General features: G+C 69.9%; 15 protein-coding genes and 1 pseudogene. 12 read left to right on the forward strand and 4 right to left on the reverse strand.

Annotation, left to right across the window (positions count from 1 at the left end):
- The first annotated feature begins 19 nt into the window (after positions 1-19).
- From WJ438_RS29230 to WJ438_RS29270, 9 genes are all read left to right on the forward strand, one after another.
- Positions 20-199: a hypothetical protein gene (locus WJ438_RS29230; RefSeq protein WP_406727868.1), complete on the forward strand. Its 180-nt coding sequence runs from the start codon at positions 20-22 to the stop codon at positions 197-199.
- Positions 199-1,320 carry an enterochelin esterase gene (gene fes / locus WJ438_RS29235; RefSeq protein WP_406727869.1) on the forward strand — a complete coding sequence of 374 codons (1,122 nt, stop codon included), beginning with the start codon at positions 199-201 and terminating at the stop codon, positions 1,318-1,320. The genes WJ438_RS29230 and fes overlap by 1 nt, the downstream gene beginning before the upstream one ends.
- A gap of 123 nt (positions 1,321-1,443) precedes the next feature.
- Complete coding sequence (leuB, locus tag WJ438_RS29240; RefSeq protein ID WP_406727870.1) at positions 1,444-2,565, forward strand: 3-isopropylmalate dehydrogenase; 1,122 nt, start codon at positions 1,444-1,446, stop codon at positions 2,563-2,565.
- 91 nt (positions 2,566-2,656) lie between these two features.
- Positions 2,657-4,105 (forward strand): pyridoxal phosphate-dependent aminotransferase, encoded by a 1,449-nt coding sequence (locus WJ438_RS29245; RefSeq protein ID WP_406727871.1) that lies wholly within the window; start codon positions 2,657-2,659, stop codon positions 4,103-4,105.
- Between the two features lie 61 nt (positions 4,106-4,166).
- On the forward strand, positions 4,167-5,558 hold the full coding sequence (locus WJ438_RS29250) for a hypothetical protein (RefSeq protein WP_406727872.1): 1,392 nt from the start codon (positions 4,167-4,169) through the stop codon (positions 5,556-5,558).
- 53 nt (positions 5,559-5,611) lie between these two features.
- A complete protein-coding gene (gene leuC, locus WJ438_RS29255; RefSeq protein ID WP_406727873.1) occupies positions 5,612-7,015 on the forward strand; it encodes a 3-isopropylmalate dehydratase large subunit in 1,404 nt (467 codons plus the stop codon).
- Positions 7,016-7,028: 13 nt separating this feature from the next.
- Complete coding sequence (leuD, locus tag WJ438_RS29260) at positions 7,029-7,652, forward strand: 3-isopropylmalate dehydratase small subunit (protein WP_406727874.1); 624 nt, start codon at positions 7,029-7,031, stop codon at positions 7,650-7,652.
- Between the two features lie 66 nt (positions 7,653-7,718).
- Complete coding sequence (locus WJ438_RS29265) at positions 7,719-7,919, forward strand: MbtH family protein (RefSeq protein WP_406727875.1); 201 nt, start codon at positions 7,719-7,721, stop codon at positions 7,917-7,919.
- A gap of 49 nt (positions 7,920-7,968) precedes the next feature.
- Positions 7,969-8,313, forward strand: a complete 345-nt coding sequence (locus tag WJ438_RS29270; protein ID WP_406727876.1) for a hypothetical protein — start codon at positions 7,969-7,971, stop codon at positions 8,311-8,313.
- A gap of 116 nt (positions 8,314-8,429) precedes the next feature.
- Here the strand turns inward: WJ438_RS29270 and WJ438_RS29275 are convergent, their stop codons facing one another.
- Positions 8,430-8,894, reverse strand: a complete 465-nt coding sequence (locus WJ438_RS29275) for a VOC family protein (RefSeq protein WP_406727877.1) — start codon at positions 8,892-8,894, stop codon at positions 8,430-8,432.
- 72 nt (positions 8,895-8,966) lie between these two features.
- Positions 8,967-9,506, reverse strand: a complete 540-nt coding sequence (locus tag WJ438_RS29280; protein ID WP_406727878.1) for a pyridoxamine 5'-phosphate oxidase family protein — start codon at positions 9,504-9,506, stop codon at positions 8,967-8,969.
- 172 nt (positions 9,507-9,678) lie between these two features.
- On the opposite strand from WJ438_RS29280, the pseudogene WJ438_RS29285 reads away from it, so the two are divergent.
- Positions 9,679-12,679 (forward strand): annotated as a pseudogene (locus WJ438_RS29285) (bifunctional [glutamine synthetase] adenylyltransferase/[glutamine synthetase]-adenylyl-L-tyrosine phosphorylase).
- On the opposite strand, the gene WJ438_RS29290 reads toward WJ438_RS29285, so the two are convergent.
- Both WJ438_RS29290 and WJ438_RS29295 read right to left on the reverse strand, forming a co-directional pair.
- On the reverse strand, positions 12,664-13,680 hold the full coding sequence (locus WJ438_RS29290; RefSeq protein WP_406727879.1) for a phosphatase PAP2 family protein: 1,017 nt from the start codon (positions 13,678-13,680) through the stop codon (positions 12,664-12,666). The pseudogene WJ438_RS29285 and the gene WJ438_RS29290 sit on opposite strands and share 16 nt — an antisense overlap.
- 129 nt (positions 13,681-13,809) lie before the next feature.
- The gene (locus WJ438_RS29295; RefSeq protein ID WP_406727880.1) at positions 13,810-14,844 is read right to left on the reverse strand and encodes a LacI family DNA-binding transcriptional regulator; all 1,035 of its coding nucleotides are present in this window, start codon (positions 14,842-14,844) and stop codon (positions 13,810-13,812) included.
- A gap of 473 nt (positions 14,845-15,317) precedes the next feature.
- Here WJ438_RS29295 and WJ438_RS29300 point away from each other — a divergent pair, with 473 nt between their 5' ends.
- On the forward strand, positions 15,318-16,589 hold the full coding sequence (locus WJ438_RS29300) for an extracellular solute-binding protein (protein WP_406727881.1): 1,272 nt from the start codon (positions 15,318-15,320) through the stop codon (positions 16,587-16,589).
- Positions 16,590-16,685: 96 nt separating this feature from the next.
- Positions 16,686-17,690: a carbohydrate ABC transporter permease gene (locus WJ438_RS29305; protein ID WP_406727882.1), complete on the forward strand. Its 1,005-nt coding sequence runs from the start codon at positions 16,686-16,688 to the stop codon at positions 17,688-17,690.
- The last annotated feature ends 5 nt before the right edge of the window (positions 17,691-17,695 follow it).

Raw genomic sequence — 17,695 nt, forward strand, 5'->3', positions numbered from 1 at the left:
GGCACAAGGAGAGAAGACCATGTCCGCAGCCGAGGCATCGTCCACAGCTGAGACAGCGCCCGCGGCCGAGACGTCGTTCGCGGCCGAGACGTCCATGACGAGCCCCCGGATCGCCGCGGTGGCGGCGGCCGTCGAGGCCGGGGACCACGACGCCGTCGACGCGTTCTGGAAAGAGGTCGCCGAGGCCGGCTCCCCCTGATGGAACCGGCCGGCGACGACGACTCCCTGACCCTGGTGACCTTTCTGTGGCGGGACCCGGGGGACACCGAGAACGTGATCGTGCTCTTCTGCAGCGCGCCGAGCGGCGACCTCAGGGAGTTCCGCATGGAGCGGCTGCCGGGCACCGACCTCTGGTACCGGTCCTACCTCATGCCCTCCGAGCTGCGGACCACCTATCTGCTGTCGGTCAACGACGCGATGGTGCCGTTCAGTTCGTACGCGGAGGTGCTGCGGCGCCTGCCCGAGTACCGGCCCGATCCGCTCAACCCCCGCGACTACACGCTCATGGGCAACCCGAACCAGTTCAAGGTGTCGGTGCTGGAGTTGCCCGCGGCCCCGAAGCAGCCGTGGAACATCGCGCGGCGCGGGGTGCCGAAGGGCCGGAGCCAGATGCAGACCATGGACAGCTCCGTCCTCGGCACGCGGCACCACGTCAGTGTCCACACGCCGCCCGGCTACACCGCCGACGGCGACGACTACAACGTCTTCGTGCTGTTCGACGGATGGTCGTACTACAACTTCGCGGCCATCACGACCGTGATGGACAACCTCCTCTACGCCGGCCGCATCCCCCCGTACGTCCTGGTGATGCACACCAACGAGGACCAGGAGATCCGCGCCCGCGAGCTGACCTGCCACGATCCGTTCAACGAGTATCTGAACCAGGAGCTGATGCCCTGGGTCCACGCGAACTACCACATCACGTCGGACCCCGCGCGGACCGTCGTCGGCGGCTCCTGCTTCGGCGCGCTGGCCGCGATGTACGCCGCCTACCGCACACCCGAGAGGTTCGGCTGCGTCATTTCCCAGTCGGGGTCGTACTGGTGGCCCGGAAAGGACGTCCCGGAGAAGGAGGAGGAATGGCTGACCCGACGTTTCGAGGAGTCACCGAAACTCCCTCTCCGATTTTCCATGGACATCGGAAGCCTTGAACGCGCGATTGTCGACTACGATCCGATGACGAGCCATCAGAACATGGTGGAAGTCCTCGAGAAGAAGGGGTACGAGGTCGACTACCGCGAATTCCTGGGCGGACACGACATGGTCTGCTGGCGCGGCACCATCGTCGATCGACTGCGCTCCTTCCACCCCAGCCGATAACGACTGTCGAACAAGCGGAACTCCCCGGGAAGTTCAGCCGGATTTCCCCTTTCGGGCCCCGTGCCGAGACTGTTCGGCGATTCAGTTGGAAAGCATCGAGAAAGCATGCGAAAGGTCAGCCAGATGAGTGGAGCCACGATCACCGTGCTGCCGGGGGACGGTGTCGGTCCCGAGGTGACGGCCCAGGCACTGGACGTGCTGCGCGCCGTGGAGGAGACGTACGGACACCGCTTCACCGTCCACAAACGCCGGGTCGGCCTGGACGCCATCGCGGCCGAGGGCGTCGCGATATCCGACAGCACCTTCGAGGTCTGCGGGCAGAGCGACGCGATCCTCTTCGGCGCGATCGGCAGCCTGCCGGCCGGCACGGACCGGGGCGACGGCCCCCGGCCCGAGCAGGCTCTGTTCCGGCTCCGCAAGGAGTTCGGCTTCTTCGCCAACCTGCGGCCGGTGCGCCCCTTCGAAGCGCTGTACGGGGCGTCCTCGATCAAGCCCGAGTACCTCAAGGGCGCGGACATGATCTTCGTACGGGAACTGTCGGCCGGGCTCTACTACGGGCGCCTGGAATCCGTGCCCGGCAAGCCGAGCGAGATCCGCCGCACGCCGCACGGCACGGACGCCATCGACACCCTCCTGTACACCGAGGAGGAGATCGAGCGGGTCGTACGCGCCGCGTTCGACATCGCGCTGCACCGGGAGCGGAAGGTCACCTCGGTCGACAAGGCCAACGTGCTCAGCTCCTCCGTCCTCTGGCGCGAGGTGGTGGAACGGGTGGCGGCCGACCACCCCACCGTGGCCTACGAGCACATGCTCGTCGACGCCTGCGCCATGCGGCTGATCAGGACCCCGTCGGACTTCGACGTCATCGTCACCGAGAACCTGTTCGGCGACATCCTCACCGACGAGGCGTCGATGCTGACGGGCTCCATCGGCATGCTGCCGTCCGCGAGCCTCGGGACCCGCCGCACCGCCGGCGGCACCTTCGGACTGTACGAGCCGATCCACGGCTCCGCCCCCGACATCGCCGGCCAGGACAAGGCCAACCCGGTGGGCGCGATCCTCTCCGGCGCCATGCTGCTGCGCCACTCCCTGGGCCTCGCCCGGGAGGCCGCCGCCGTCGAGGAGGCCGTCGCGGCCGTGGTCGGCGAGGGATTCAGGACCCCGGACCTCGCGGAGCCGGGAAGCACGGTCGTCGGCACCCGGGAGATGGGCCGGCGCATCACCGAACGGCTGCGGCAGGCCTGAACCCGCCGGACTGCCCACCCGGCGGGGCGAAGCCCGCGGCCACCGCCGCGCACGCCCCGCCCGACGAACAGACGACTGGAGTTGCCCGCGCATGACGACGTCACAGACTTCCTCCCCGGCCGCGCCGACCGGTCTCGACGAGCAGCGCCGACTGGTGCGCGAGGCCCGCGAGGAGATGGTGCGGCGCCACCGGGACGGGCAGGGTGACACCGCCGAGCCGCCCATCCGGGTCATGGCACGTCTCGTCGACGACCTCGAACGGGAGTGCGCGGCCCGCGGGTTCGACCCCATGGCCACCCGGCTCGAGATCGTCAACCGGACCATCGGCGACGTCAACGTACGGCTCATCACCGAGCGCGAGGGCGAGGAGGGCGGTCCCCAGGACTACCGGCTCCTCGGCGACGAACTCGGCATCGCCCTGCCCGGCGAGGACCTCAGCGGCTGGACGGCGTCCGGGAAGGGCTACCACTGGCTGCGGGACCGGATGACGGAGGAGGAGCGGCTGCTCCTCGACGCCGGATACGACCCCCGCGTCTACGACATCCAGGGCGTCGGCAACCCACTCCTGCGCGGCCGGCTGGCGGCGGACATGCGGCAGTGGGGCGTCACCGCGTCCGCGGACCAGGTGGCACTCGGTCTGGGAGCCACGGACTGCATCGACAAGATCCTGCGAGGACTGGCGCTCTTCGCCCGGCGCCGCTCCGAGTCGCCCGGCGCGGTCCTCTTCGCCGCTCCCGGATTCAACATGCCGGAACTGCAGGCCGTGACCTACGGGTACCGGCTGCACCGGGTACGGACCCGGGCCGAGGAGCAGTTCAAGCTGACCGACGAGCTCCTCGCCCGGCACCTGCGGGAGAACCCGGACATCACCGTCGTCTACCTGACCGTGACGAACAACCCGACCTCCCTCGCGTACACGCCCGACGAACTCGCGGCGCTCATGGAGGTCGTCCGGCGTTTCGCCGACCGGGGACACCACGTCCACGTGCTCGCGGACCTCGCCTACGTCGGCACCGGCCGCCCCGCCGAGGACGAGGCACGCATGCGCGGCCTGGCCTCGGTCCCCGAGGTGAGCGACCGGATGATCTACGTGAACAGCTTCTCCAAGACCTTCACCCTGACCGGAGAACGATTCGGCTGGGCCGTCTTCGGCGACACCGAATTCTCCGTCGCCATGCGATCGAGCTGGATGAACAGTGTGAGCTGCCTTCCCGGGGAGTGGCAGCTGCGCTTCATGGCATATCACACACTCTTCAGCCGGCATCCCGAACTGCTCGAGAAGATCCGTGGGCTCTACCGGCTGCGCCGTTCCCGGCTGCGCACCCAACTCCATCTCTTCGACGAGGAGCACCACCTCTTCGAGCACATCCATCTCGCCGACGACGCGACCATTTACACCTGGAGCCGGCTCAGGCCGGGTGAGGACTGCTTCTCGGTCCTCGAGAAGACCGGTGTCGCCGGAATTCCCGGATCCACCTTCGGCTATTCCGACGACTACATCCGCTTCTCGGTCGGAATCCACCCGGTCGTCATGGACTGACCCACGCATCGTTTCCTCGTCGCGCCGTCGACGGCAAAAGAGTTTCCGAAATGGAGAGACCATGCAGAAGGACGCACAAGGAACCACGGACAGCACCGCAGGTGACATCAACTCCCTCGACGTCCCGGTGAACTTCAACTGGAACCGGGACCCGAGCCCCCTGACGCCGCTGCCGACGAGCATCCCCGGTGAGCCGCTGGCCGGTCAGGTCGCCAAGGCCCACGTCCTCTCGGAGTGTCTGCGTGACGGCCTCCAGGGCATATCCGGCTACCCGTCGGTCGACGACATGATGCGTTACCTGCACCTTCTCCACGGCTTCGGGATCAAGTACGCCACCGTCGGGATCTACCCCGGCAACGCCGACCGGATCAACGAGCGGATGAAGCAGCTGCTGGCGCGGATGCGGGACGAACTCCCCGGCATCGTGCCCTCCGTGCTCTCCATGTGCACGGAGGATTCCCTCAAATGGACCGTCGAGTGCAAGGAGATCCACCCCGCGCTCGAGTCCGTCGTCTTCATGGGCAGCGCGCCGTCGAGACGCCTCGTCCAGGGCTGGGACCTGGACTTCATCCTGACCAGGATCGAGACGTTCATCAAGAAGACCGTGGAGATGGGCATCCCCGTCATCGCGGGCACCGAACACACCACCCAGACCTCCCCCGAGGACCTGCGGGCGATCACCCGCACCCAGGTCGAGAGCGGCGCCTACACCGTCGCCCTCGCCGACACCATCGGAGTCATCCGGCCGCTCGGCACCTACCGGATCATCCGCTTCATCCGCGACGAACTCGACGCGCTGGGCGTGCCGGACATGCAGGTGGACTGGCACGGCCACCGCGACACCGGCAACGCCCTGGGCAACGCCATGGCGGCGGTCGCGGCCGGCGCCAGCCGGATCCACGTCGTGTCGCGCGGGGTGGGCGAGCGCTCCGGCAACGCCTCCCTGGAGGAGATCGTCCTCAACTTCGCCGCGATCCAGGCGGAGGCCGGCCTTCCCGTCTCCTGGGACATGTCCCGACTGCTCGAACTGATCACCTGCTACCAGGAGATGGTCGGCGTCGAGCCCCCGGAGCACGGCGTGCTCGGCAAGCGCTACAGCCACACCTCCTCCGGCATCCACACGGACGCCATCCTCAAGGCCCACCACCTCGCCGACCGGGCCCGAGCGGCGGGCAACCCCGGACTCGAGGCCCGGCTGCTGGAGATGTCGCGCACCGTGTACTCCGCCGTGGACCCGGCGTCCGTCGGCGGCGCCCTGTCCGTGGCCGTCAGCCCGTGGAGCGGCCAGAGCTCCGTGCGCCTCGCCTGCATGCTGAGCGGACGCGACCCCCGCGAACTGTCCACGGAAGCCGTCCAGGGACTGCTCGCCCGCGCCAACGAGCTGGGCCGCGAACTGACTTCCGAGGAGCTCGCAGCGGGCTTCGCGAAGACGCCCGCCGCCCACCCGGCCTGAGCCGAGCCCTCCCTCTCGTCACGCAACGCCCCCCAAAAAGGAGACACCGCACGATGCCACGCACGATGTTCGACAAGATCTGGGACGCACACGTGGTGCGTGACGAACCCGGCGAGATACCGATGCTCTACATCGACCGGCACCTCACGCACGAGGCGACCTCACCGCAGGCGTTCGCCGGGCTGACCGAGCGCGGCCTCCCGGTGCACCGCCCCGAGACCGTGGTCGCGGTGATCGACCACAACGTGCCCACGGTGCCGGGACGCCGGCTCATCGACGTCATCGACCAGCAGAGCGTCATCTGCATCGAGAAGATGGAGGACAACGCCCGCGACTTCGGCGTCCAGCTCCTCGGCATGAACGACGACGACCAGGGCATCGTGCACGTCATCGGCCCCGAACTCGGCCTGTCGCTGCCCGGCATGACCGTCGTCTGCGGCGACTCCCACACCTCCACGCACGGCGCCCTCGGCATCTTCGCCATGGGCATCGGCACCAGCGAGGTGGAGCACGTCCTCGCCACGCAGTGCCTGCTCCAGCAGAAGCCCCGGACCATGAACATCCGCATCGACGGCACCCTGGCCCCCGGGGTGACCGCCAAGGACATCGCCCTGGCGATGATCCGCCGGCTCGGCACCGACGTCGGCACCCACCACGTCATCGAGTTCACCGGCTCCGCCGTGGAGTCGCTGACCATCGAGGGCCGCATGACCCTGTGCAACATGGCCATCGAGGCGGGGGCACGGGCCGGCATGGTCGCCCCCGACGACGTCACGATCGAGTACGTGCGCGGCCGCCGCTACGCGCCCTCCGGAGAGCTCTTCGAGCTCGCCGCCGAGCAGTGGAAGCAGCTGGCCGCCGATCCCGGCGCCCGCTACGACGCGGAACACCACCTGAACGTCGACGACCTGGTGCCGCAGGTCACCTGGGGCACCAACCCGGGCATGGTCGCCGACATCACGGGCACCGTCCCGGACCCGGCCACCGAGAGCGACCCCGCCCTGCGCGCCGAGATGGAGAAGGCCCTGGAGTACATGGGCCTGGAGCCCGGCCAGCGGGTCGACGACATCGGCGTCGACACCGTGTTCATCGGCTCGTGCACCAACTCGCGGCTGGAGGACCTGCGGCTGGCCGCCCGGTTCGTCGACGGCAAGAAGGTGGCGCCCGGCGTGCGCGCCATCGTCGTCCCCGGCTCCATGGCCGTCCGCCGCGAGGCCGAGGCGGAGGGGCTGGCGGACATCTTCCGCGAGGCGGGCTTCGAGTGGCGTGAGCCCGGCTGCAGCATGTGCATCGCCATGAACGGGGACCGCCTCTCCGCCGGCGAGCGCTGCGCCTCGACGAGCAACCGCAATTTCGAGGGACGTCAGGGCCGGGGCGGCCGCACCCATCTGGTCAGCCCGGTGACGGCGGCCGCCACGGCCGTGGCAGGCCGTTTCGCCGACGTCCGCGACGTGTAGAGGAAGGACCCCCATGGAGAAGTTCATCACGCACGACGGCACCGCGGTGCCGCTGATGCGGTCCAACGTGAACACCGACGACATCGTCCCCGCCCGGTTCCTCAAGTCGATCAGCCGCACCGGCTTCGGCCGGCACCTGTTCGGGAACTGGCGCTACCTCGAGGACGGGACCACTCCCGACCCGGACTTCCCGCTGAACGCGCCCCGGTACGAGGGCGCCTCCGTCCTCGTCGCGGGGGAGAACTTCGGTTGCGGCTCCTCCCGTGAACACGCGCCCTGGTCCCTGCGGGAGTTCGGCTTCCGGTGCATCGTCGCGCCGAGCTTCGCGGACATCTTCCACAACAACTGCTTCAACAGCAGCATCCTCCCGGTCCGGCTGGAGGGGAAGGAGGTCGAGACGATCGCGAAGGGCCTGGCGGACGGTGCCTCGCCGACGCTGCACATCGACCTGCCGGCCCAGACCGTGACCACCGCGGACGGGCAGACCTTCCGCTTCGAGATCGACCCCTTCAAGAAGAGCTCCCTGATGGAGGGGCTCGACAACATCGGCTGGACCCTCTCCCACAAGGACCAGATCCTCGCCTACGAGCAGCGCCGCGGGCAGCAGGCGCCCTGGCTCTTCCCCCGTTCCGCCTGACCCGGCGGCCGCGTACCGCAATCCCGACAGCACAGAGCCCGACAGCACAGAGGCTGGAGCCCGGCAATGGAAGCACAGCAGATGAAGGTCCTCGTCAACGACGAGGAGCAGTACTCCTTGTGGCCGACCTACCTCGCCGTCCCCGACGGTTGGCGAGAGACGGGGACGGCCGGCTCGAAGGAGGAGTGCCTCGAGTACGTCAAGGAGGTCTGGGTCGACATGCGCCCCAAGAGCCTGCGCCTGCAGATGGAGAAGACGGCCGGCTGACGACCGGCCCGGTCAGGAAATGTTCGCGACAGTGACAGAGGAGCCACTCATGGACGAACTCGTCGGACGCCTCTCGGTCGAGGGGCAGAAAACAGCGGTCGGCGGCCCGTCGCCCTCGGTGCGGGACCTTCAGCGGCGTATCACCGAGATGGGATACGTCTTCATCAAGTTCACCGACACCGACGGCGGCACCGACCTCGGTGTACGCGTCGACGAGGCGGCCAGCGACCTCGGCGGGGCGGACTTCGACAAAGGCACCGGCAGCGTGCACATCGAGGGCACGCTGACGCTCAACCTGGTGAAGGTGCGCTGTGTCACCGACATCGAACTGTCGTCGCTCAGCGGCACCGGGCACCTGGTGGCGCTCGAGGAGGCCACCGTCGGCGCGCGGTAGCCCTCGGCGTCCGGAGCCCCCACGACGGGACGTCCCCTCGCGTCCCGGGGGCTCCCCCGCGCGAGCGGCGGGACGGGTTCCCTCACCCGTCCCGCCGCTCGCGGGCGGCCTTCGTCCTACTTCCGGCCGTCGGCCCGGGTCGCCTGTGCCGCCAGGTCCGCCAGGAGCCGGTGCAAGGGTTCCGTCGCACGGCGGCGGTACTCCTGGACGGCCCAGCCGTTGCCGTCCGGGTCCTTGAAGTACATGAACGTGGCGCCGTCGTCCGGGGCGTACTCGACCGGCTCGGAGACCTCCAGGCCCCGTCCGGTCAGTTCGGCGCGGGCCGCCTTGATGTCGGCGACGCAGAGCTGGAGGCCCTGGTAGGAGCCGGGGGCGGGGCGGGGACCGCCCGTCATCTCCCAGATGCCGTCGCCGAGGGCGATCGAGCAGCCGGAGCCGGGAGGAGTCAGCTGGACGATGCGCATGCCCGGCATGACCTCCTGGTCGATGTCGACGTGGAAGCCGACCTTGTCCCGGTAGAAGTCCCGCGCCCGATCGATGTCACTGACGGGCAGCGGGAGCACTTCGAAGGTCATGTCCATGGGCACGGCTCCTGTGGCTGTCTGGCTGGCTGTCCGGGCTGGCTGGCTGCCCGGCGGGCGTCGGCACCGGCATCACGTGAACCGCCACCTCGTCTGGCTGAACGGCTCCCCCTTACCGAAGCCGAAAACGGTACGCGGCGCCACCGAGAACACGACGGCGTGTCCCGGGCCGTGGTGGAAGTACCCGTCCCGGACCTCGAAGTGCCAGAAGCTGCCGTACTTCCTCTCCCACGCCGCCGCCAGTTCGCGCAGCCGGCCGTCGTCGGCGACCCGCACCGCCTCGCCCTCCACCGTCAGGTCGTAGCCCCGGTTCCAGGTGTTGGTGCCGGTCGTCAGGACGACGTGCGGGTTCGCCGCCAGGTTGCGGGCCTTGCGCTCCCCCGGCCCGGTGCAGAAGTGCAGCGCCCCGTCCGACCAGACGGCGGGGAGCGGGGTCACATGGGGGCGGCCGTCCGGACGGACCGTCGAGATCCAGAACAGCTCCGCCCCGGCGAGCAGCGTCCGGACCTCGGACCAGGGGAGCGCGGTCGCCTTCGGATCGCTGTAACGCGGGTCGACACGGGCCTCCGGGGACGTGGGGGGAGTGCCCGTCCCGGGTGTTCGGTCGGTCATGAGTACCTCGGCAATCGGGTTCGGGGCGGCAGGATTCTCTTTCTCCTCGAAAGGTCAGACACCGCACGCCCCCGGAACTCATCGCACGCCGTCCCGGGGCCGGGCTCCGACGGTGCCGATAGGCTCGTCGCCAGTACGACCACCGTGATCCGAGGACCGAGGGAGGCCGGGGATGACGTCGGCGCCGGGGCGCAGGAGCAGTACCTTCACGCGGCTGCTGCGGCACGGTTTCACCGACCCGTCCGCCGCCGAGCGGCTGCTGGACGCTCCCGAGCTGGTGCCCGTGCGCGACGATCCGGTGCTGCTGGACGCGCTCGGCGCGACCGCCGACCCCGATCTCGCGCTGCACGGGCTGGTCCGGCTGCTGGAGGCGCAGACCACCGCCCCCGCCCGGCAGGAAGTGCTGGACACGCTGATCGCCGCCAAGCCGCTGCGCGACCGGCTGCTCGGTGTGCTCGGCGCCTCCGAGGCCCTGGCCGACCACCTCGCCCGGCACGCCGGCGACTGGCGGGCACTCGTCACGTACGAGGCGCGGGACCTGCACCCCGGCCTGACCGAGTTCGAGCACGGCCTCGCGGACGTCACCGACCCCGTGTCGCTGCGCGTCGCCTACCGGCGCTGCCTGCTGTCCATCGCCGCCCGGGACGTCTGCGGCACCATCGAGGTGTCCGAGACCGCCGCCGAACTCGCCGACCTGGCCACCGCCACCCTGCGGGCCGCCCTCGCGCTCGCCGAGGCCGACGCGCCCGAGGACACCGCCCTGTGCAAGCTCGCGGTGGTCGCGATGGGCAAGTGCGGCGGGCACGAGCTGAACTACGTGTCGGACGTCGACGTCATCTTCGTCGGCGAGGCGGTGGGCGGCGCCGACGAGGACAAGGCCCTGCGGGCCGCGACCCGGCTGGCCTCGCACATGATGCGGATCTGCTCCGAGAACACCGTCGAGGGCACCATCTGGCCCGTCGACGCCAACCTGCGGCCCGAGGGACGCAACGGCCCCCTCGTCCGCACCCTCGCCTCGCACCGCGCCTACTACCAGCGCTGGGCCAAGACCTGGGAGTTCCAGGCGCTGCTCAAGGTCCGCCCGGTGGCCGGCGACCCCGCCCTCGGCGAGGAGTACGTCGCCGCCCTCCAGCCGCTGGTGTGGCAGGCCGCCGAGCGGGAGAACTTCGTCGCCGACGTCCAGAAGATGCGCCGCCGGGTCGTCGAGAACATCCCGACCGCCCAGGTCGACCGCCAGCTCAAGCTCGGCCCCGGCGGGCTGCGCGACGTCGAGTTCGCCGTGCAGCTGCTCCAGCTGGTGCACGGCCGCACCGATCCCTCCCTGCGCAGCGGCACCACCCTCGACGCACTGAAGGCCCTCGCCGCCGGCGGCTACGTCGGCCGCGCCGATGCCGCCCAGCTCGACGCCGCCTACCGCTTCCTGCGCTCCCTCGAACACCGCATCCAGCTGTACCGGCTGCGCCGCACCCACCTGGTCCCGGAGGAAGAGGCCGATCTGCGCCGCATCGGCCGCTCCCTGGGCATGCGCAACGACCCGGTGGCGAGCCTGACCCGCGAGTGGAAGCGGCACACCACCGCCGTACGGCGGCTGCACGAGAAGCTGTTCTACCGGCCGCTGCTCGACGCGGTCGCCCAGCTCGCCCCCGGCGAGGCCCGGCTCAGCGCGGAGGCGGCCCGGGAGCGGCTGGTCGCCCTCGGCTACGCCGACCCCAGCGCCGCCCTGCGGCACCTGGAGGCGCTGGCGTCCGGCGTGACCCGCAAGGCGGCCATCCAGCGGACCCTGCTGCCCGTGCTGCTCGGCTGGTTCGCCGACTCCGCCGACCCGGACGCCGGCCTGCTCAATTTCCGCAAGGTTTCGGACGCGCTCGGCAAGACCCCCTGGTACCTGCGGCTGCTGCGGGACGAGGGCGCCGCCGCCGAGAACCTGGCCCGGGTGCTGTCCGCCGGACGGCTCGCCCCCGACCTGCTGATGCGCGCCCCCGAGGCGGTGGCCCTGCTCGGCGACGGGGAGGCCGGGGGCCTCAGGCCACGCTCCCGCGCCCACCTGGAGCAGGAGATCCTCGCCGCGGTGGGCCGCGCCGACGGCGCGGCCCAGGCGGTCACGGCCGCCCGCGGGGTACGCCGCCGCGAGCTGTTCCGTACGGCCGCCACCGACATCATCGGCTCCTACGGCACCGAGTCCCAGCCCGCCGAGGCCGACCAGGGCGCCCTGGTGGACCTGGTCGGCGGCGCCGTGTCCGACCTGACCGCCGCCACCCTCGCCGGCACCCTGCGCGCGGTCGTCCGGGAGGGCTGGGGGACACCCTCCCCACCCGCTTCGCGATCATCGGCATGGGCCGCTTCGGCGGCCACGAGCTGGGCTACGGCTCCGACGCGGACGTCCTGTTCGTCCACGAACCGCGCGACGGCGTGGACGAGCGGGAGGCGGCCGACGCGGCAGGCAAGGTCGTCGCCGAGATGCGCCGACTGCTTCAGCTGCCCAGCGCCGACCCGCCCCTGCTCATCGACGCCGACCTGCGTCCGGAGGGCCGGTCCGGGCCGCTGGTGCGCACCCTGAAGTCGTACGAGGCGTACTACCGCCGCTGGTCCCTGGTATGGGAGCGGCACGCGCTGCTGCGCGCCGAGCACGTCGCCGGCGACGAGGAACTCGGCCGCCGCTTCATCGAGCTGATCGAACCGCTGCGTTACCCGACCGCCGGGCTCGACGAGGAGGCGGTGCGCGAGATCCGCCGCCTGAAGGCCCGGATGGAGTCCGAACGGCTGCCGCGGGGCACCGATCCCAAGCTGCACGCCAAGCTCGGTCCGGGCGGTCTGTCCGACGTGGAGTGGACCGTGCAGTTGATGCAGCTGCGGCACGGCGCGCGGGAGCCCGGCCTACGCACGACCAGGACCCGGGAGGCGCTGGCCGCCGCCCACGCGGCGGAGCTCATCTCCGCGGAGGACGCGGGCACCCTCGACGAGGCGTGGGTGCTGGCCACCGGCGTGCGCAACGCGGTCATGCTGGTCCGCGGGCGGGCGGGGACACCTTCCCCGCCGACCCCCGCGAACTGGCCGCCGTCGGCCGCTACCTGGGCTACGGTCCCGGCCACGCCGGCGACATGCTCGACACGTATCGGCGCACGACCCGCAGGGCGCGGGGCGTGATGGAGGAACTGTTCTACGGCGGGTCGTAGGCGCCCGGGGTGCGGGAGCCGTCCGGGGTGCGGGTGCCGCCCGGGACCAGGGCGGCATCCGGGGCACGGGGACCCACCACGCCCGCGTTCCCGCTGTCCGGGCCCCTGCTGTCCGGCTCCTGGCCGTCCGGGCCCCCGTCTCCGCTGCCCGTGCCGACGAGGCTCCCGCCGCCGTCGTCCGGTACGCGTCTCGGCAAGGCGTACGGGCGGCCGCCGTACCAGACCGTCGCCAGCGCGTAGCCGAAGGCGAGGCAGAGCAGGCCGCCCACCGCGTCCAGCCAGAAGTGGTTGGCGGTGGCGACGATGACCACCAGCGTGCCCGCCGGATACAGCAGCCCCAGGACCCGCACCCACGGGACGGTCGACAGCGCGAAGAGGGTCAGCCCGCACCACACCGACCAGCCGATGTGCATCGACGGCATCGCGGCGTACTGGTTGGACATGTTCTTCAGGTCGCCGGAGGCCATCGACCCCCACGTCTCGTGGACCACGACGGTGTCGATGAAACCGCCGCCGTTCATCAGGCGCGGCGGGGCGAGTGGGAACAGGTAGTAGCCGGCCAGGGCGACGGCCGTGGTCGAGAACAGCACCAGCCGGGTCGCCGCGTAACGACCGGGATGACTACGGTAGAGCCATACCAGGACACCCAGCGTGACCAAGAAGTGCAGTGTGGCGTAGTAGTAGTTCATGCCGACCACGAGCCAGGTCACCGAGTGCACCGCGTGGTTGACCGACTGCTCGAAGGCGAGACCGAGCTGCCGCTCCAGGTCCCAGAGCCAGTCCGCGTTGCGCAGTGCCTTGGACTTCTGCTCCGGCACGGCGTTGCGGACGAGTGAGTACGTCCAGTAGCTCACCGCGATCAACAGGACCTCGAACCACAGCCGCGGCCGGCTGGGAGTGCGCAGACGGCGCAGGAGCCCCTGCCCCGTCCCGCTTTCGACGGGCTGCGCTGCGGCCCGGTCTCCCCGGCCTTCCAGCGTGGTCACCGTCGTTTCACCCATGGGCACAGAGTCTGCCAGAAAAGCCCCTCCCGCAGATCATCACCCGGTCGGTGCCGACCCGCATGTTCCCCCTGGGCAGAGGCCCGCCGCCTCCTGCCGGGGCGGTACGCGCGAGGGCGTTCCTCCGTCCTAAGGACGATTTCGGTCCCCAGGGGCCGAAGCGGTCGAACCGCGCACCACCAGCTCCGGCATGAACACGAACTCGCTGTGCGGAGCGGGCGTCCCGCCGATTTCCTCCAGCAGGGTGCGCACCGCGGCCTGGCCCATCGCCGGGACCGGCTTGCGGACCGTGGTCAGCGGCGGATCGGTGAAGGCGATCAGCGGGGAGTCGTCGAAGCCGACCACCGAGATGTCCTTCGGCACGTCCAGACCGCGCTGCCGCGCCGCCCGTATCGCACCCAGCGCCATCATGTCGCTGGCGCACACCACCGCCGTGCACCCGCGGTCCATGAGCGCCGTGGCGGCGGCCTGGCCGCCCTCCAGGGTGTACAGGGAGTGCTGGACCAGCTCCGTCTCCACGGTCTGGGCGTCCAGGCCCACCTGGTCCTGCATGGTGCGTACGAAGCCCTCGATCTTGCGCTGCACGGGCACGAACCGCTTCGGTCCGAGCGCCAGCCCGATGCGGGTGTGGCCGAGGGAGGCGAGATGCGTGACCGCGAGCGCCATCGCCGCCCGGTCGTCGGGGGAGATGAACGGCGCCTGCACCTTCGGGGAGAAGCCGTCGACCAGCACGAACGGCACACCCCGGCCGCGCAGTCGCTCGTAGCGCTGCATGTCGGCGGTGGTGTCCGCGTGCAGCCCGGAGACGTAGATGATGCCGGCCACCCCGCGGTCCACGAGCATCTCCGTCAGCTCGTCCTCCGTCGACCCGCCCGGGGTCTGGGTGGCGAGCACCGGCGTGTAGCCCTGGCGGGTCAGCGCCTGCCCGATGACCTGGGCCAGGGCCGGGAATATCGGGTTCTCCAGCTCCGGGGTGATCAGACCCACCAGACCCTCGCTGCGCTGCCGCAACCGCACCGGGCGTTCATAGCCCAGGACGTTGAGGGCGGCGAGCACGGACTGGCGGGTGGTGGCGGCGACGCCCGGCTTGCCGTTGAGCACGCGGCTGACGGTCGCCTCACTCACCCCGGCCTGAGCAGCGATGTCGGCAAGACGTGTGGTCACAGCACCGGACTGTATCGGTCGGCCCACTCGTTGCACACCGGCCGGACGCCTGGTGCGTGCCGTCGAACGGCCCGCTGCGGGCTGCTGGGTCATCGCTGTCCCTCATGTCGTGGTCGGCGTGTCGTGGTCGGCGTGTCGTGATCGGCGTCCGTACCGCAACGGATGATTCCCCCGGCGGAAACGGATGGCAAGTACTTGCAGAGTTTTGCACAACAGTCCGAACTCCGGTTCTGCGGCCGGAAACCCGGGGTCAGGCGGCGGTCGAGGAGCCGTCCGGACCAGGTCAAGGGGAGGTCACGACGGCATAACTGTCGAGCCTTCCTGCAAAATTTTTCAGCAAGGTCTTTCGGAACGGTTGCATCGCTGTTACGTTCACGTCGCCCGGCGGCCCCATCGGCGCGGTCGGCAGTCGGCAGGACGGCAGACGGGGCCGCACCCTGCACACACGGGCTTCACACCCTCAAGGAGAACTCATGCGGCGTGGCATAGCGGCCACCGCGCTGGTGGCGTCCCTCGCCCTCACAGCGACGGCCTGCGGCGGAGACAGCGACAGCGGCGACACGGCCGACGGTCCGGTCACCATCACCTGGTGGGACACCTCCAACGCGACCAACGAGGCACCGACGTACCAGGCCCTGGTCAAGGAGTTCGAGGCCGCCAACAAGGACGTCAAGGTCAAGTACGTCAACGTCCCCTTCGACCAGGCGCAGAACAAGTTCGACACCGCCGCCGGTTCCAAGGGCGCCCCCGACGTGCTGCGCTCCGAGGTCGGCTGGACCCCCGCCTTCGCCAAGAAGGGCTTCTTCCTGCCGCTGGACGGCACCGAGGCCCTGAAGGACCAGGCCGCGTTCAAGTCCAACCTGGTCGAGCAGGCGACGTACGAGGACAAGGTCTACGGCGTCCCGTTCGTCACGGACACCCTCGCCTTCGTCTACAACAAGGAACTGTTCGAGAAGGCCGGCGTCGAGGCTCCCAAGACCTGGGACGACCTGAAGAAGGCCGCCGCCACCCTCAAGGACAAGACCGGTGTCGACGGCTACTGGGGCTCCACCCAGGCCTACTACGCCCAGTCCTTCCTCTACGGCGAGGGCACCGACACCATCGACGCCGACGCCGAGAAGATCACCGTGAAGTCGCCCGAGGCCAAGAAGGCCTACGGCACCTGGCTGGACCTCTTCGACGGCAAGGGCCTGCACAAGGCCGACACCACCGCCGACGCGTACGCCCACATCCAGGACGCGTTCGTCAACGGCAAGGTCGCCTCGATCATCCAGGGCCCGTGGGAGATCACCAACTTCTACAAGGGCTCGGCCTTCAAGGACAAGGAGAACCTGGGCATCGCCACCGTCCCGGCCGGCTCCACCGGCAAGGCGGGCGCCCCGACCGGCGGCCACAACCTCTCGGTCTACGCCGGCTCCGACGCCGCGAAGCAGAAGGCCGCGCTGAAGTTCGTGAACTTCATGACCTCGGCCAAGGCCCAGGAGACCATCGCGCTGAAGAACTCCACGCTGCCCACGCGTGACGACGCCTACACCGACAAGGTCAAGGCCGACCCGGGCATCGCCGGCTACCAGACGGTCCTCGAGGCCGCCCAGCCGCGCCCGGCGCTGCCCGAGTACAGCTCGCTGTGGGGTCCGCTCGACGAGGAACTGCCCCAGATCGCGGGCGGCAAGGAGTCCCTGGACAAGGGGCTGAGCGACGCGGAGACCGCCATCGCCAAGCTGGTGCCGGACTTCAGCAAGTAAGCCCGCGTTGCCGCCGGATCCTGTGCCATGAGGGGAGGATCCGGCGGCCACCGGCCTGTGTGCCGAACCCCTTGATCATCCAGAAGGTGCCGAACCATGACAGTCGCCATCGACCGCGCGACCGGCAAGCGCAGCGGTGACCGCCCGCCCCGCGCCGGTCGGGCCGGCCGCCTGAAGCACGCCTACCAGAAGTACTGGTACGCCTTCGCCATGATCGTGCCCGTGGTCGTCGTGCTCGGCGTCCTCGTGCTGTATCCCCTGGCGTACGGCTTCTACCTCACCCTCACCGACGCCAACAGCCTCAACTCGGCCCGCACCATCGGCGTCAACGAGATCGAGGCCACGTACAAGTTCATCGGCCTGGACAACTACGCCGACATCCTCTGGGGCGAGACGTCGTACGACCGCTTCTGGTCGCACTTCATCTGGACGATCGTCTGGACGGCGGCCTGCGTCGGCCTGCACTACACCATCGGTCTGGGCCTGGCCCTGCTGCTCAACCAGAAGCTGCGCGGCCGCACCTTCTACCGGCTGATCCTGATCCTCCCGTGGGCCGTGCCCACCTTCGTCACCGTCTTCGGCTGGCGGTTCATGCTCGCCGACAGCGGCATCATCAACTCGGGCCTGGAGTCCCTGGGCCTGCCGACGCCGCTGTGGCTCGAGGACACCTTCTGGCAGCGGTTCGCCGCGATCATGGTCAACACCTGGTGCGGTGTGCCGTTCATGATGGTCTCCCTGCTCGGCGGCCTCCAGTCGATCGACGGGACGCTGTACGAGGCGGCCGAGATGGACGGGGCCACCGCCTGGCAGCGGTTCCGCCACGTCACCCTGCCGGGCCTGCGCTCGGTCAGCTCCACCGTCGTGCTGCTCGGCATCATCTGGACCTTCAACCAGTTCGCCGTCATCTTCCTGCTGTTCGGCAACACCGCGCCGGACGCGCAGATCCTCGTCACCTGGGCCTACTACCTGGGCTTCGGGCAGCAGCCGCGCGACTTCGCGCAGTCCGCGGCCTACGGCATGCTGCTGCTGGCCGTCCTGATCGTCTTCACCTCCTTCTACCGCCGCTGGCTGAACCGCAATGAGCAGCAGCTCGCGATCTGAGGCAG

It is taken from the genome of Streptomyces sp. GD-15H, assembly GCF_045291515.1.
Lineage (GTDB): Bacteria > Actinomycetota > Actinomycetes > Streptomycetales > Streptomycetaceae > Streptomyces.